The sequence below is a fragment of the Massilia hydrophila genome, assembly GCF_020208145.1.
In the GTDB taxonomy this organism is placed as follows: domain Bacteria; phylum Pseudomonadota; class Gammaproteobacteria; order Burkholderiales; family Burkholderiaceae_D; genus Telluria; species Telluria hydrophila.
This window is the reverse complement of record NZ_JAHYBX010000001.1, coordinates 1,368,695-1,382,983: the sequence shown is the minus strand read 5'-3', so window position 1 is coordinate 1,382,983 and position 14,289 is coordinate 1,368,695. Positions and strand designations below refer to the sequence as shown.

The window sequence follows — 14,289 nt, the reverse complement described above, 5'->3', positions numbered from 1 at the left end:
CGCCGGAACCCTACACTGGCCCCAGCTGAACGCACTGTAACCGCACCGCAAGGTGATTGCGCTCGAGGAGCGCACCGATGGAGAAACCATGAGCCACTTTTTGGACCGCCTGAAGTTCTTCGGCAAAGCCAAGCAAACCTTTTCGAACGGCCATGGCGCCGTGGTCGAGGAGGACCGTACCTGGGAAAACGCCTACCGCCAGCGCTGGCAGCACGACAAGATCGTGCGCTCGACGCACGGCGTCAACTGCACAGGCTCGTGCAGCTGGAAGGTCTACGTCAAGAACGGCCTGATCACCTGGGAAACCCAGCAGACCGACTACCCGCGCACCCGTCCCGACCTGCCGAACCACGAGCCGCGCGGCTGCCCGCGCGGCGCCAGCTATTCCTGGTACGTGTACTCGGCCCAGCGCGTCAAGCACCCGATGGTGCGCGGCCGCCTGATGCAGATGTGGCGCGAAGCGCGCCTGACCCGCGATCCGGTCGGCGCCTGGGAATACATCAGCCAGGACCCGGAACGCGCCCGCGCCTACAAGGCGGTGCGCGGCCAGGGGGGCTTCGTGCGCGCCACCTGGGATGAAGTCAATGAAATCATCGCCGCCGCCAACGCCTTCACGATCGGCAAGTTCGGTCCGGACCGCATCATCGGCTTCTCGCCGATTCCCGCGATGTCGATGGTCAGCTATGCCGCCGGCACCCGCTACCTGAGCCTCATCGGCGGCGTCGCCATGAGCTTCTACGACTGGTACTGCGACCTGCCGCCATCGAGCCCGCAGGTGTGGGGCGAACAGACCGACGTGCCGGAATCGGCCGACTGGTACAACTCGACCTACCTGATGGTCTGGGGCTCGAACGTCCCGATGACCCGTACCCCGGACGCCCACTTCTATACCGAGGTGCGCTACAAGGGCACCAAGACCGTCGCCGTGTCGTCCGACTTCGGCGAGATGGCCAAGTTCGGCGACATCTGGCTGGCGCCCAAGCAGGGTACCGACGCCGCGCTGGCGATGGCCATGGGCCACGTGATCCTGAAGGAATTCCATGCCACCGGCAAGTCGGCGTACTTCCGCGACTATGCCAAGCAGTACACCGACTTCCCGATGCTGGTGATGCTCAAGGAACGCGACGGCACCCTGGTGCCCGACTACTTCCTGCGCGCTTCGCACCTCGAGAACAGCCTCGACGAGGCCAATAACCCCGAGTGGAAGACCCTGGTCATCGACGGGGCCAGCGGCCGCATCGTCGCGCCGAGCGGCTCGATCGGCTTCCGCTGGGGCGAGACCGGCAAGTGGAACCTCGAACAGAAGGAAGGCGCGAGCCGCACCCCGATCGATCCGCGCCTGTCGCTGATCGACACCAACGACGACATCGTCCCGGTCGGTTTCCCCTACTTCGGCGGCGCCGACGCGGACGACCTGCTGCTGCGCAACGTGCCGGTGAAGAGAATCACCCTGGCCGACGGCAGCACCGCCCTGGTGGCCACCGTGTACGACCTGTCGATGGCCAACTACGGCGTCGACCGCGGCATCTGCCCGAACGCCGCCAAGAGCTACGACGACGACGTCCCCTATACCCCGGCCTGGCAAGTGAAGCACACCGGCGTGAAAGCCGCCGATGTGATCACCGTGGCGCGCGAGTTCGCCGACAACGCCGACCGCACCCGCGGCAAGTCGATGGTGATCGTGGGCGCCGCCCTGAATCACTGGTACCACATGGACATGACCTACCGCGGCATCATCAACATGCTGATGATGTGCGGCTGCGTCGGCCAGAGCGGCGGCGGCTGGGCTCACTACGTGGGCCAGGAAAAGCTGCGTCCCCAGACCGGCTGGACCCCGCTCGCCTTCGCGCTCGACTGGAACCGCCCGTCGCGCCAGATGAACTCGACCTCGTTCTTCTACGCCCACACCAGCCAGTGGCGCCACGAGAAGCTGCACACCTCCGAGATCCTGTGCCCGACGGCCGACGGCAAGCTCGAGGAAATGGCGCTGATCGACTACAACGCCAAGGCCGAGCGCATGGGCTGGCTGCCGTCGGCGCCACAGCTGGAAACCAATCCGCTGGAAGTGACCCGCGCCGCGGAAAGCCTCGGCCAGGACCCGGTGCAATACGCCGTGAACCGCATCAAGGACGGCAAGCTGAACTTCTCCTGCGACGATCCGGACAATCCGGCCAACTTCCCGCGCAATATGTTCGTGTGGCGTTCGAACATCCTGGGTAGCTCCGGCAAGGGCCACGAGTACTTCCTGAAGTACCTGCTCGGCACCCAGAACGCATTGATGAGCGACGAGGAAGACTGCATCACGCCGCGCGATATCAAGGTGCGCCCGGCCGTCGAGGGCAAGCTCGACCTGCTGGTGGTGCTCGACTTCCGCATGTCGACCACCTGCCTGTACGGCGACATCGTGCTGCCGACCGCGACCTGGTACGAGAAGGACGACCTGAACACCTCGGACATGCACCCGTTCATCCACCCGCTGTCCGAAGCCGTGCAGCCGCTGTGGGAATCGAAGTCCGACTGGGAAATCTACAAGGGCCTGGCCGCCAAGTTCTCGGAGATCGGCGGCGCCCACCTGGGCACCCGCAAGGACCTGGTCCTGACCCCGCTGATGCACGACACGCCGGGCGAACTGGGCCAGCCCTTCGATCCGAAAGACTGGCGCCTGGGTGAATGCGAACCGGTGCCGGGCAAGACCATGCCTGCCATGACCGTCGTCGAGCGCAATTTCAGGGACATCTACAAGAAGTTCACCTCGGTCGGTCCGCTGCTGGAGAAAGCCGGCAACGGCGGCAAGGGCATCGGCTGGAAGACCGGGCATGAAGTCGACGTCCTGCGCGGCCTGAACCGCACGGTGCAGGAGGAAGGCGTGTCGCAGGGCCAGCCGCGCCTGAACACGGCGATCGATGCCGCCGAGATGATCCTGACGCTGGCGCCCGAGACCAACGGCCATGTCGCCGTGAAAGCGTGGGACGCGCTGTCGAAGATGACCGGGCGCGACCATACCCACCTGGCGATCCCGCGCGAGCACGACACGATCCGCTTCCGCGACGTCCAGGCCCAGCCGCGCAAGATCATCTCCTCGCCCACCTGGTCCGGCCTGGAAAGCGAAGAAGTGAGCTACAACGCCGGCTACACCAACGTGCACGAGATGATCCCATGGCGCACCCTGACCGGCCGCCAGCAGTTCTACCAGGATCACCTGTGGATGCGCGACTTCGGCGAAGGCCTGTGCGTGTACAAGGCGGCGATCAACACCAAGACCACCGAAGCGATCATGAACAAGCGTCCGAACGGGAACAAGGAGCTGGCGCTGAACTGGATCACCCCGCACCAGAAATGGGGCATCCATTCGACCTACTCGGACAACCTGCGCATGCTGACCCTGTCGCGCGGCGGCCCGCACGTCTGGCTGTCGGAAGTGGACGCCAAGGCGGCCGGCATCGAGGACAACGACTGGATCGAGGTGTTCAACGTGAACGGCACCCTGACCGCCCGCGCGGTGGTCAGCCAGCGCGTCCCGGAAGGCATGACCCTGATGTACCACGCCCAGGAAAAGATCGTCAACGTGCCGGGCGCGGAAACGTCGAAGAAGCGCGGCGGCATCCACAACTCGGTGACCCGCGCGGTGACCAAGCCGACCCACATGATCGGCGGCTATGCCCAGCTGTCCTACGGCTTCAACTACTACGGCACGGTCGGATCGAACCGCGACGAATTCGTGGTGGTGCGCAAGATGCACGAAGTGAACTGGATGGAAGGCCCGCGCGACGAATCGCGTCCGAACGGCGACGAGCAGCTCGAGCGCGCCCCGGCCCGGTCGCCGGCCCGGAGCCCGGTCCGGGAAGAAGACCGCGAACCCGCGCTGGCGCTGACGCCGGCTCCCAAGGGCGCATGAGGAAAATCGAGGAAACATTATGAAGATCAGAGCACAAATCGGCATGGTCCTGAACCTGGACAAGTGCATCGGCTGCCACACCTGTTCGGTGACCTGCAAGAACGTCTGGACCAGCCGTGACGGCGTCGAGTACGCGTGGTTCAACAACGTCGAGACCAAGCCGGGCATCGGCTACCCGAAGGAATGGGAAAACCAGGAAAAGTGGCAAGGCGGCTGGAAGCGCCTAGCTTCCGGCAAGATCGAGCCGCGCCAGGGCAGCCGCCTGAAGATCCTGGCCAACATCTTCGCCAACCCGAACCTGCCGGCCATCGACGAGTACTACGAGCCCTTCACCTACGACTACGAGCGCCTGCAGAACGCGCCGCTGTCGGAGACGCCGCCGACCGCCCGCCCGGTCTCGGTCCTGACCGGCAAGAAGATGGACAAGATCGAGTGGGGCCCGAACTGGGAGGACGACCTGGGCGGCGAATTCGCCAAGCGCAGCAAGGACAAGCTGTTCGACAACATCCAGAAGGAGATGTACTCGACCTTCGAGAACACCTTCATGATGTATTTGCCGCGCCTGTGCGAGCACTGCCTGAACCCGGCCTGCGTGGCATCGTGCCCGTCCGGCTCGGTGTACAAGCGCGAGGACGACGGCATCGTGCTGATCGACCAGGACAAGTGCCGCGGCTGGCGCATGTGCATCTCGGGCTGCCCCTACAAGAAGATCTATTACAACTGGTCTTCGGGCAAGGCCGAGAAGTGCACCTTCTGCTACCCGCGCATCGAGGCCGGCCAGCCGACCGTGTGCTCGGAAACCTGCGTGGGCCGCATCCGCTACCTCGGCGTGCTGCTGTACGACGCCGACCGCATCGAGGAAGCCGCCTCGGTGGCCGACGAGCAGGACCTGTACGAGTCGCAGCTCGGCCTGTTCCTCGATCCGCACGACCCGGAGGTGATCGCCGAAGCGCGCCGCCAGGGCATTCCGGACTCGTGGCTGGAGTCGGCCAAGCGCTCGCCGGTCTACAAGATGGCGGTCGAATGGAAGATCGCCTTCCCGCTGCACCCGGAATACCGCACCCTGCCGATGGTCTGGTACATCCCGCCGCTGTCGCCGATCCAGGCCGCCGCCGAGTCGGGCAAGATGGGCATGAACGGCATCCTGCCGGATACGCAGAGCCTGCGCATCCCGGTGCGCTACCTGGCCAACCTGCTCACCGCGGGCAAGGAAGCGCCGGTGGTGGGTGCCCTGGACCGCATGCTGGCGATGCGCGCCTACATGCGCGGCAAGTCGGTGGACGGGGTCGAGAACCTCGACGTGCTGCGCCAGGTGGGCCTGAGCAAGGCGGTGGTCGAGGACATGTACCACATCATGGCGATCGCGAACTACGAAGACCGCTTCGTGATCCCGAGCAGCCACAAGGAGATGGCCGAGGACAGCTTCAACGAGAAAGGCTCGTGTGGCTTCTCGTTCGGCAACGGCTGCTCGGACGGCGTCAGCGACGCTTCGCTGTTCGGCAAGAAGAAACAGGGCTCGACGCACTTCGTCTCGATGCCGAAGTCGCGCAAGAAAAAAGAAACCGAAGGTGCTTGAGATGGAAAACGACCTGCAACACTACCACATCCTGTCGGCGCTGCTGCTCTACCCGGAGCCGGAACTGGTCGCGGCCCTGCCCGAGCTGCACGCCGGGCTGGCCGCACGGCCACAGCTGCTGGCGAGCCTGGGGCCGCTGTTCGCCCACCTGGCCGACCAGGACCTGATCACGCTGCAGCAGGAATACGTGCAGACCTTCGACCGCACGCCATCGCATTCGCTGCACCTGTTCGAGCACATCCACGGCGAGTCGCGCGACCGCGGCCAGGCCATGGTCGACCTGATGGAGGAATACAAGAAGCACGGCCTGGAGATGTGCACCAGCGAGCTGCCGGACTACGTGCCGCTGTTCCTCGAGTTCCTGTCGCAGCTCGGCGACGCCGAGCAAGCCGGCCGCCTGCTGGGCGACGCCGTGCACGTGCTGGCCCACGTCGGCCGCAAGCTGGCCGCCAACGGCAGCGCGTATGCCGGCGTCTTCCAGGTGCTGGAGTCCCTCAGCCCAGTCGCGGCCGAGGAACTGAGCGAACCGCCGATCCAGGACATGGACGAGGCCCTCGAGACCTTCGGCCCTGGCGCCGATGGCGTCGAGCCCTTGCTCAAGCCGAAGGCCGGTGGCGCCCAGCCGATCAACTTCTACCCGCGCGGCGCAGCCCAGGCCCAGCGGGCCCGGGCCTGAAGCGCCCGCTACGGAGACCACGATGAACTATCTGAACCACTTCCTGTTCGGGATCTATCCCTACATCGCCCTGGCGATCTTCCTGCTCGGCAGCCTGATCCGCTTCGACCGCGAGCAGTACACCTGGCGTTCCGAGTCGACCCAGGTGCTGCACCGCGGTAGCCTGCGGCTGGGCAGCGTGCTGTTCCACATCGGCATCATCGGCCTGCTGGGCGGCCACGCCGTCGGCCTGCTGACCCCGGTCTGGGTCTGGGATGCGCTGGGCGTCAGCCATGGCGCCAAGCAGATCTTCGCGATGACCGCCGGTGGCATCATGGGCACCCTGTGCCTGGTCGGCATCCTGCTGCTGCTGGCGCGCCGCCTCGGCAACGACCGCCTGCGCACCGCCACCAGCCTGAAGGACAAGGTGGTGCTGCTGTGGATCCTCGGCACCCTGCTGCTGGGCCTGGGCTCGATCGTGGTCTCGACCGAGCACCTCGACGGCCACACCATGGTGCAGCTGATGAGCTGGGCACAGCACATCGTCACCTTCCGCGGCGACGCCGCCGGCTTCATCCTGGAGGCGCCGCTGGTGTTCAAGCTGCACCTGTTCATGGGCATGTCGCTGTTCGTGATCTTCCCGTTCACCCGCCTGGTGCACGTGTGGAGCGGCTTCGGCGCGCTCGGCTACCTCGGCCGCGCCTTCCAGCTGGTCCGTCCGCGCTAAACAAAGGAGAGCATGCCATGGGTATTTCCGTGAACGGCGTCGACATCGACGACCAGCAGATCGAACAGGAACTGCCGCACCACGCGCAGGCCGCCAACCCGCTCAAGCAGTCGGTGCACGAACTGATCCTGCGCACCCTGCTGCTGCAGGAAGCAGCCAGCCTCGGCATCGAAGGGGCCGACGAGGACGAGCGCATCGAAGCCCTGCTGGCGCGCGAAGTGCGGGTGCCGCCCGCCGACGATGCCGCCTGCGCCTTGCACTACCGCAACCATCCGCAGCGCTACACGCACGGCGAGATGGTGGAGGCGCGCCACATCCTGTTCCAGGTGACGCCGACCGTGCCGCTCGAGATGCTGCGCGAGACCGCCGACGGCATCCTGGCCGCGCTCAGGGAGGACCCGGAGCGCTTCGACGAGCTGGCGCGCACCTATTCCAACTGCCCTTCCGGCGCCGTCGGCGGCAGCCTGGGCCAGCTGGGACGCGGACAGTGCGTGCCGGAGTTCGAGAAGCTGCTGTTCCGCCTGCGCCCGGGCGAGCTGCCCGAGCGTCCGCTCGAGACCCGCTTCGGCCTGCACATCGTGCAGGTGGTGCGGCGCATCGAAGGCCGCCTGCTGCCCTTCGAGGCGGTGCGGCGCGAGATCGCCGACTACCTCACCACGGCGGCCTGGCAGCGCGGCCTGCACCAGTACCTGCAAATCCTGGTGGGGCGCGCCGACATCGCCGGCATCACGCTCGACGGCGCCGACTCGCCACTGGTGCAATAGTGGGCACGCTGCGCCACACCGCCCTGGAGGACCTGCAGGCCCTGCTGGCCGGCGTACTGCTGGTCTCCCTCGGCGTCACGCTGATGGGCAAGGCCGGCCTGGTGACCGGCGGCGTGGCGGGCCTGTGCCTGTTGCTGCACTACCTTACCGGCCTGGCCTTCGGCAAGATCTTCTTCGCCCTGAGCCTGCCCTTCTACATCCTTGCGATACGGCGCCTGGGCTGGACCTTCACCCTCAAGACCTTCGGCGCCGTGCTGCTGTTCTCGCTGGCCACCAACTGGCTGCCCCAGCTGCTCGCGCTCGAGCGGGTCGACACGCTGTACGCGGCGGTCATGGGCGGGGTGCTGGTCGGCGTGGGCCTGTTGATGCTGTTCCGCCACCAGGCCAGCCTGGGCGGCTTCAACGTGGTCTGCCTGTGGCTGCAGGAACGCTTCGGCTGGCGCGCCGGCCTGGTGCAGCTGGTCCTCGATTTCCTGATCCTGGCGCTGTCGTACCGGGTGCTTGCCACCGCCGCCTGGGCCGCTTCGCTGCTCGGCACCGCCATCCTCAACCTGACCCTGGCCATCAACCACCGGCCCGGGCGCTATCTCGCACACTGACGACACCTGCCATGAACACCGCACATTTCGATGAATTCCTCACGGCCGCGCGCGCCGAACCGGAGCCGCAGCGCCTGCTGTTCGTCTTCGGCGTGGCCGAACTTCCCCCGGGCGCCACGCCCGGCCAGGCAAAGCGCCACCACGAAGGACGCGGCGGCACGCTGGCGCCCGTCATGTGCGTCGACAAGTCCCTCGATGAGCTGACCAGCTTCGCGGAACTGGCGCGCGAGTCCGAGGCCACCGGCCAGCCCTGGGACATGGTGTTCGCCGGCGCGCTCGCCGGCCGCGACGGCGCGCCGCCGGCCGCCGCGGACGTCGAGCGCGCGCTGCGCGGCATGATCGGCGCGATCCACCGCGGCGCCATCGAGAAATTCCTGGTACTGGACCGCCAGGGCCAGCTGCTGCGGTTCAGCTGAAGTCGGGCGCGGCGCTTTTCCTTAAACCAGTTCATGGCCGCGCCAGCGCAGCGCGCCTATAGTCTCGCGGCGGGCAAGGCGCCCGTCCGGTGGCGCCCCGGTCCGGCCCGATCCATTCGCAGGCCAGCCTGCGCCCGACTACCAACCATGCAAGCAACCAGTACCGCCCCCACCAGCACGCAGCCGCGCATGGAGCTCGTCTGTCCCGCCGGCAGCCTGCCGGCCCTCAAGGCCGCGATCGACAACGGCGCCGACTGCGTCTACCTTGGCTTTCGCGACGCCACCAATGCGCGCAATTTTGCCGGACTCAATTTCAGCGAGGCCGCCATCGCCGAGGGCATCCGCTACGCGCAGGCGCGCCGGCGCAAGGTCTTCCTGGCGCTGAACACCTATCCCCAGCCGGAAGGCTGGGAAGCCTGGCGGCGCGCCATCGACCGCGCAGCAAGCAGCGGCATCGACGCCGTGATCCTGGCCGATCCGGCCCTGATGGATTACGCCGTGCGCACCCACCCCGCGTTGCGCCTGCACCTGTCGGTCCAGGCCTCGGCCACCAACCTGGAAGCCATCAATTTCTACCACCAGCGCTTCGGCATCGCGCGCGCCGTGCTGCCGCGCGTGCTGTCGCTGACCCAGGTGGAGCAGCTGATCGGCAAGACGCCGGTCGAGATCGAGGTATTCGGCTTCGGCAGCCTGTGCGTGATGGCCGAGGGCCGCTGCCAGCTGTCCTCGTACGCCACCGGCGAGTCGCCCAACACCCACGGCGTCTGCTCGCCGGCCAAGGCGGTGCGCTGGCAGCATACGCCCAAGGGGCTCGAGTCGCGCCTGAACGAGGTGCTGATCGACCGCTACGCGCAAGGCGAACAGGCCGGCTACCCGACCCTGTGCAAGGGACGCTTCACCGTCGAGGGCGAAACCTACTACGCGGTCGAAGAACCGACCAGCCTGAACACGCTCGAGATCCTGCCCAAGCTGGTCAGCCTGGGCGCCCGCGCCATCAAGATCGAGGGCCGCCAGCGCAGCCCGGCCTACGTGGCCCAGGTGACCCGCGTGTGGCGCGAGGCGATCGACACCTGCCTCTCAAGCCACCAGCGCTTCTCGGTCAAGCCGGCATGGATGACCGAACTCGACAAAGTGGCGGAGGGCCAGCAGCACACCCTCGGCGCCTACCACCGCCCCTGGAAATGACGCCCCGACCGGAAAGGACCGTCACGTGAAAATCTCCCTCGGCCCGCTCCAGTACTACTGGCCGCGTTCCACCGTATTCTCCTTCTACGAAACCATGGCGACCCTGCCGGTCGACATCGTCTACCTGGGCGAGGCCGTGTGCTCGCGCCGCCACGAACTGCGCCTGGCCGACTGGCTGGCGATCGGAGACCAGCTGGTCGCGGCAGGCAAGCAGGTCGTGCTGTCGACCCAGGTCCTGATCGAGTCCGGCCCCGATCTCGGCACGCTGCGCCGCATCGCCGACAACGGGCGCTTCCCCGTCGAAGCCAACGACATGGGCGCGGTCCAGTGCGTGGACGGCAGGCCCTTCGTGGCTGGTCCGCACCTGAACATCTACAGCGCGCCGACGCTCGCCTTGCTGGCCCAGGCGGGCGCCACCCGCTGGGTGATGCCGCTGGAGATGTCCGGCGCCGGCCTGGCCGCCGTGCTGCGCGACGCGCCAGCTGGCATCGAGACCGAGGTGTTCGGCTATGGCCGCATGCCGCTGGCCTTCTCGGCGCGCTGCTTCACGGCGCGCCAGCGCAACCTGCCGAAGGACGACTGCCGCTTCAGCTGCATCGATCACCCGGACGGCCTCGTGATGGAGACCCAGGAAGCGCAACCTTTCCTGGTCCTGAACGGCATCCAGACCCAGTCCGCCCGCGTCTACAACCTGGTCGGCGAACTCGAGGTCATGCGCGCCATGGGCGTCGGGGTGCTGCGCCTCAGTCCCCAGTCGGCCCATACCGGCGACATCGTCCTGCTGCTGCGTGCCGTGCTGTGCGGCACCCTGACGGTGGACCAGGCGCGCGAACGCATGGCGGCGCTGATGCCGGCCGCGCCGTGCAACGGCTTCTGGCACGGCAAGCCCGGCCAGGAACTGTACGCCGCCTGACACCCTTCATTACCGAGGAAAACCATGCATAGCCACTCTCCCGCTCCACGCCGGCTGCCGGCGCCCGTCAAGCGCATCTTGTCGCTGCTGCCGGCCCACCCCGGATCGCGGATCTTCGCCACCGTCCTCAATACCGCCGTCAGCAGGCATTTGCCGCAGGACGTGCGCGATGCGCTAGCGCGCCGGCACCTGCGGCTGGCGGTCGACGATGCCGCCCTGTCGTTCGACTTCGCCTGGGACGGCAAGGGCTTCGTCCCATGCCGCAAGGCTGGACTCCCCGATCTGGTGATCCGCGCCACCCTGCACGACTTCGGCCTGCTGGCCGCGCGCAAGGAAGATCCGGACACGCTGTTCTTCAGCCGCCGCCTGGTGATGGAGGGCGACACCGAACTCGGCCTCCTGATCAAGAACACGCTCGACGCGATCGACGGCCCGTTGTTCGACCCGGCCTGGTTGGCGCCGCGCCAGCTGCTGCGCCAGCTGCACGCACGCCGCCCGGGCGTCGCGCGCGGCCGATCCTGAAGGGGAGCAAGCATGGCCAAGGACCGTTCCACCTTCCCCCTGGTGTACTCCTGCTCCGGCTGCTCGAGCGCGGCGCAGATGGCGAACCACGTCGCGCTCGAACTCGACCGCCGCGAAGTGGCCGAGATGTCCTGCGTCGCCGGCGTCGGCGGCGATGTTCCCTCGCTGGTCAAGCTGGCCAGGTCGGGGCGCCCGGTCGTCGTGATCGACGGCTGCCCGCTGGTGTGCGCGCGCAGCTGCCTTGCCCGCCACGGCGTCACCCCGACCCTGCACACGCAGCTGGGCGAACTCGGCGTACGCAAGCGCTACCACGCGCAGTTCGACCCGGCCCAGGCGGAGACGATCACGCTGGCGCTGGCCACTGCCGTCGGCGAGCTGGCGCCGCAAGCCGCATCCATGCCTGCGGCGACATCCGATGCGCATCCGATAGCGATTCCTTGAACCACCGATTCCTTAAACCACTTTAAGGCGGCCGGGCAGGCCAGCGTGGGATAGTGGACCCGCAGACCTGCACCCAACATCGCTACCGAATCAGCACGTAAAAACAAGATGAACGCACCCGAAAAACTGTTCGACCAGACGCTTCCGGCCCAGGAAGTGTCGATTGATGTCCTGCGCGAGAAATATGCGAAGGGAGACGAATCCACAATCGCCGAGGTCCGCCAGCGCGTGGCCCGCGCCCTGGCCGCCTACGAGGCCGAGCCGCTGCAACTGAAGATGGAGCAGCGCTTCCTGTGGGCGCAGGATCACGGCTTCGTGCCTGCGGGCCGCATCAATTCGGCTGCCGGCCTGGGCATGAAGGCAACCCTGATGAACTGCTTCGTGCAGCCGGTCGGCGACGCCATCAGCGGCCAGCAGGACGGCCTGCCCGGCATCTATACGGCCGTGGCCGAGGCGGCGGAAACCATGCGCCGCGGCGGCGGGGTCGGCTACGATTTCTCAGCCATCCGGCCCGCCGGCAGCAAGGTAGCGGGTACCCAGTCACGCGCCTCGGGACCGGTCTCCTACATGGAAGTCTTCGATGCCTCGTGCCGCACGGTGGAATCGGCCGGCGCCCGGCGCGGCGCCCAGATGGGCGTGCTGCGCATCGACCATCCCGACATCGAACGCTTCATCGCCGCCAAGGACGGCGGCGCGTTCAGCAACTTCAACCTGTCGGTCGGCGTGAGCGACGCCTTCATGCACGCCGTGGTCGAGGACGCAAACATCGAACTCGTGCATGCCGCCGAACCCGGTCCGGACGAACAGGCCGCGGGCGCCCACCGGCGCGCGGACGGCACCTGGGTCTACCGCAGCGTGCGCGCACGCGCGCTGTGGGACAAGGTGATGGGTTCGACCTACGACCATGCCGAGCCGGGCGTGCTGTTCATCGACCGCATCAATGCCGAGAACAACCTGTACTACGCCGAACGCCTGTCGGCGACCAATCCCTGCGGCGAGCAGCCCTTGCCGCCCTATGGCTGCTGCGACCTGGGCTCGCTGAACCTGACCTGTTTCGTGCGCGATCCGTTCACCGCCACGGCGTCTTTCGATTTCGACACCTTCCGCGAAGTGGCCGGGGTCGGCGTGCGCATGCTCGACCTGGCGCTCGACGCCACCGAATGGCCACTGCCCCAGCAGGCAGAGGAAGGCCGCAACAAGCGCCGCATCGGCCTGGGTTTTCTCGGCCTAGGCAGTGCCCTGGTCATGCTCGGCCTGCGCTACGACCACGACGAAGGCCGCGCGCTGGCGGCGCGCATCGCGCGCGAACTGCGCGACGCCGCCTATGCCGCGTCGATCGCGCTGGCGCGCGAAAAGGGGGCCTTCCCCGTGTTCGACCCTGCCCTGTACCTGGCCGGGCAGTTCGTCGGCAGGCTGCCGGAAGCGCTGCGCGAAGCCATCGCGCAGCACGGCATCCGCAATTCGCACCTGCTGTCGATCGCGCCCACCGGCACGATTTCGCTGGCCTTCGCCGACAACGCCTCGAACGGCATCGAACCGGCCTTTTCCTGGACCTACCAGCGCAAGAAGCGCATGCCGGACGACAGCACCCGGGTCTACGAGGTAGCCGACCACGCGTGGCGCCTCTACCGCCACCAGGGCCACGACGTGTCCGATAGCGCCGCCCTGCCGCCGCAGTTCGTCACCGCGCTGCAGATGGCGGCCCAGGACCACCTGCGCATGATGGAGGCGGTGCAGCCCTACATCGACACCGCGATCTCGAAGACGGTGAACGTCCCGGCCGACTATCCGTACGAGGATTTCAAGAACCTGTACACCGACGCCTGGCGCGCCGGCCTCAAGGGCCTGGCGACCTACCGTCCGAATGCCGTCACCGGCAGCGTGCTGAGCGTTGCCCCGGAATCGCCCGAAGCCTCTCCGGACGATGTCGACCCGCTGCGCAAGCGTTTCGAGCGCCGTCCGCTCGGCGAGCTGGAGTCGATCACTTCCAAGATCGAGTATGCGACCCAGGAAGGCAAGAAGGCGGCCTACATCACGGTCAGCTTCATCCGGGTCGAAGGCCGCGTGGGCGGGCGCGAGGTGCTGATCGAAAGGCCCTTCGAATTCTTCATGCCCGCCAACCAGCGCAGCGAAGGCCACCAGTGGATCACCTCGACCATGCGCCTGCTGTCGATGGCGGCGCGCGCCGGCAGTCCGATCGCCAAGGCGCTGGCCGACATGCGCGAAGTCGTCTGGGAAAAAGGCCCGGTACGCTGCGGCGTCTTGAAGCGCGAGGACGGCGTCGAGGTACCGGTCTACCACGACTCGGAAGTGGCGGCCGTCGCCTTCACGCTGCAGCGCATGCTGATCCGGCGCGGCTTCCTGGATGCCTGGGGCAACCAGGTGCCGGTCGAGGAACTCGACCGCCTGCTCGCGGCCCGCTGCGCAAGCCAGGCCGGTGTACCGCAGGCGGCCCCCGCTGCCGCCCTGCCTGCCGCCGGACCCGCAACCCAGCCCTGGCGCAAATGCCCCGAGTGCGGCGCGCGCGCGCTCGTCAAGGTCGACGGCTGCGAGCGATGCACCGGCTGCCATTACGTCGGCAGCTGCGGCTGAACCC

General features: G+C 67.2%; 12 protein-coding genes. All 12 read left to right on the top strand.

What is annotated here, in order from left to right; genetic code table 11:
* Nucleotides 1-88 precede the first annotated feature (88 nt).
* The 12 genes from LE190_RS06290 (at nt 89) to LE190_RS06235 (ending at nt 14,285) form a co-directional block, all read left to right on the top strand.
* The gene (locus tag LE190_RS06290; RefSeq protein WP_307734680.1) at nt 89-3,895 is read left to right on the top strand and encodes a nitrate reductase subunit alpha; all 3,807 of its coding nucleotides are present in this window, start codon (nt 89-91) and stop codon (nt 3,893-3,895) included.
* A 19-nt stretch (nt 3,896-3,914) separates the two neighbouring features.
* Nucleotides 3,915-5,471 (top strand): nitrate reductase subunit beta, encoded by a 1,557-nt coding sequence (gene narH, locus LE190_RS06285; RefSeq protein ID WP_225237874.1) that lies wholly within the window; start codon nt 3,915-3,917, stop codon nt 5,469-5,471.
* A 1-nt stretch (nt 5,472) separates the two neighbouring features.
* Complete coding sequence (gene narJ / locus LE190_RS06280; RefSeq protein WP_225237873.1) at nt 5,473-6,147, top strand: nitrate reductase molybdenum cofactor assembly chaperone; 675 nt, start codon at nt 5,473-5,475, stop codon at nt 6,145-6,147.
* A 22-nt stretch (nt 6,148-6,169) separates the two neighbouring features.
* Entirely contained in the window at nt 6,170-6,853 is a 684-nt protein-coding gene (gene narI, locus LE190_RS06275; protein ID WP_225237872.1) for a respiratory nitrate reductase subunit gamma, read from the top strand.
* A gap of 17 nt (nt 6,854-6,870) precedes the next feature.
* Nucleotides 6,871-7,617, top strand: a complete 747-nt coding sequence (locus LE190_RS06270; RefSeq protein ID WP_225237871.1) for a peptidylprolyl isomerase — start codon at nt 6,871-6,873, stop codon at nt 7,615-7,617.
* Nucleotides 7,617-8,216, top strand: coding sequence for a DUF6198 family protein (locus LE190_RS06265; protein ID WP_369598422.1), 600 nt, complete (start codon nt 7,617-7,619; stop codon nt 8,214-8,216). Before LE190_RS06270 ends, LE190_RS06265 begins: the two co-directional genes overlap by 1 nt.
* 11 nt (nt 8,217-8,227) lie before the next feature.
* Nucleotides 8,228-8,632 (top strand): ribonucleotide reductase subunit alpha, encoded by a 405-nt coding sequence (locus LE190_RS06260; RefSeq protein ID WP_225237870.1) that lies wholly within the window; start codon nt 8,228-8,230, stop codon nt 8,630-8,632.
* A gap of 147 nt (nt 8,633-8,779) precedes the next feature.
* Nucleotides 8,780-9,817: a ubiquinone anaerobic biosynthesis protein UbiU gene (ubiU, locus tag LE190_RS06255; RefSeq protein WP_225237869.1), complete on the top strand. Its 1,038-nt coding sequence runs from the start codon at nt 8,780-8,782 to the stop codon at nt 9,815-9,817.
* A 25-nt stretch (nt 9,818-9,842) separates the two neighbouring features.
* Nucleotides 9,843-10,730 (top strand): U32 family peptidase, encoded by an 888-nt coding sequence (locus LE190_RS06250; RefSeq protein WP_225237868.1) that lies wholly within the window; start codon nt 9,843-9,845, stop codon nt 10,728-10,730.
* Between the two features lie 24 nt (nt 10,731-10,754).
* Nucleotides 10,755-11,252, top strand: a complete 498-nt coding sequence (ubiT, locus tag LE190_RS06245) for a ubiquinone anaerobic biosynthesis accessory factor UbiT (RefSeq protein ID WP_225237867.1) — start codon at nt 10,755-10,757, stop codon at nt 11,250-11,252.
* A 12-nt stretch (nt 11,253-11,264) separates the two neighbouring features.
* Nucleotides 11,265-11,693, top strand: coding sequence for a putative zinc-binding protein (locus tag LE190_RS06240; protein ID WP_225237866.1), 429 nt, complete (start codon nt 11,265-11,267; stop codon nt 11,691-11,693).
* A gap of 108 nt (nt 11,694-11,801) precedes the next feature.
* Complete coding sequence (locus LE190_RS06235; protein WP_225237865.1) at nt 11,802-14,285, top strand: adenosylcobalamin-dependent ribonucleoside-diphosphate reductase; 2,484 nt, start codon at nt 11,802-11,804, stop codon at nt 14,283-14,285.
* Nucleotides 14,286-14,289: the final 4 nt, after the last annotated feature.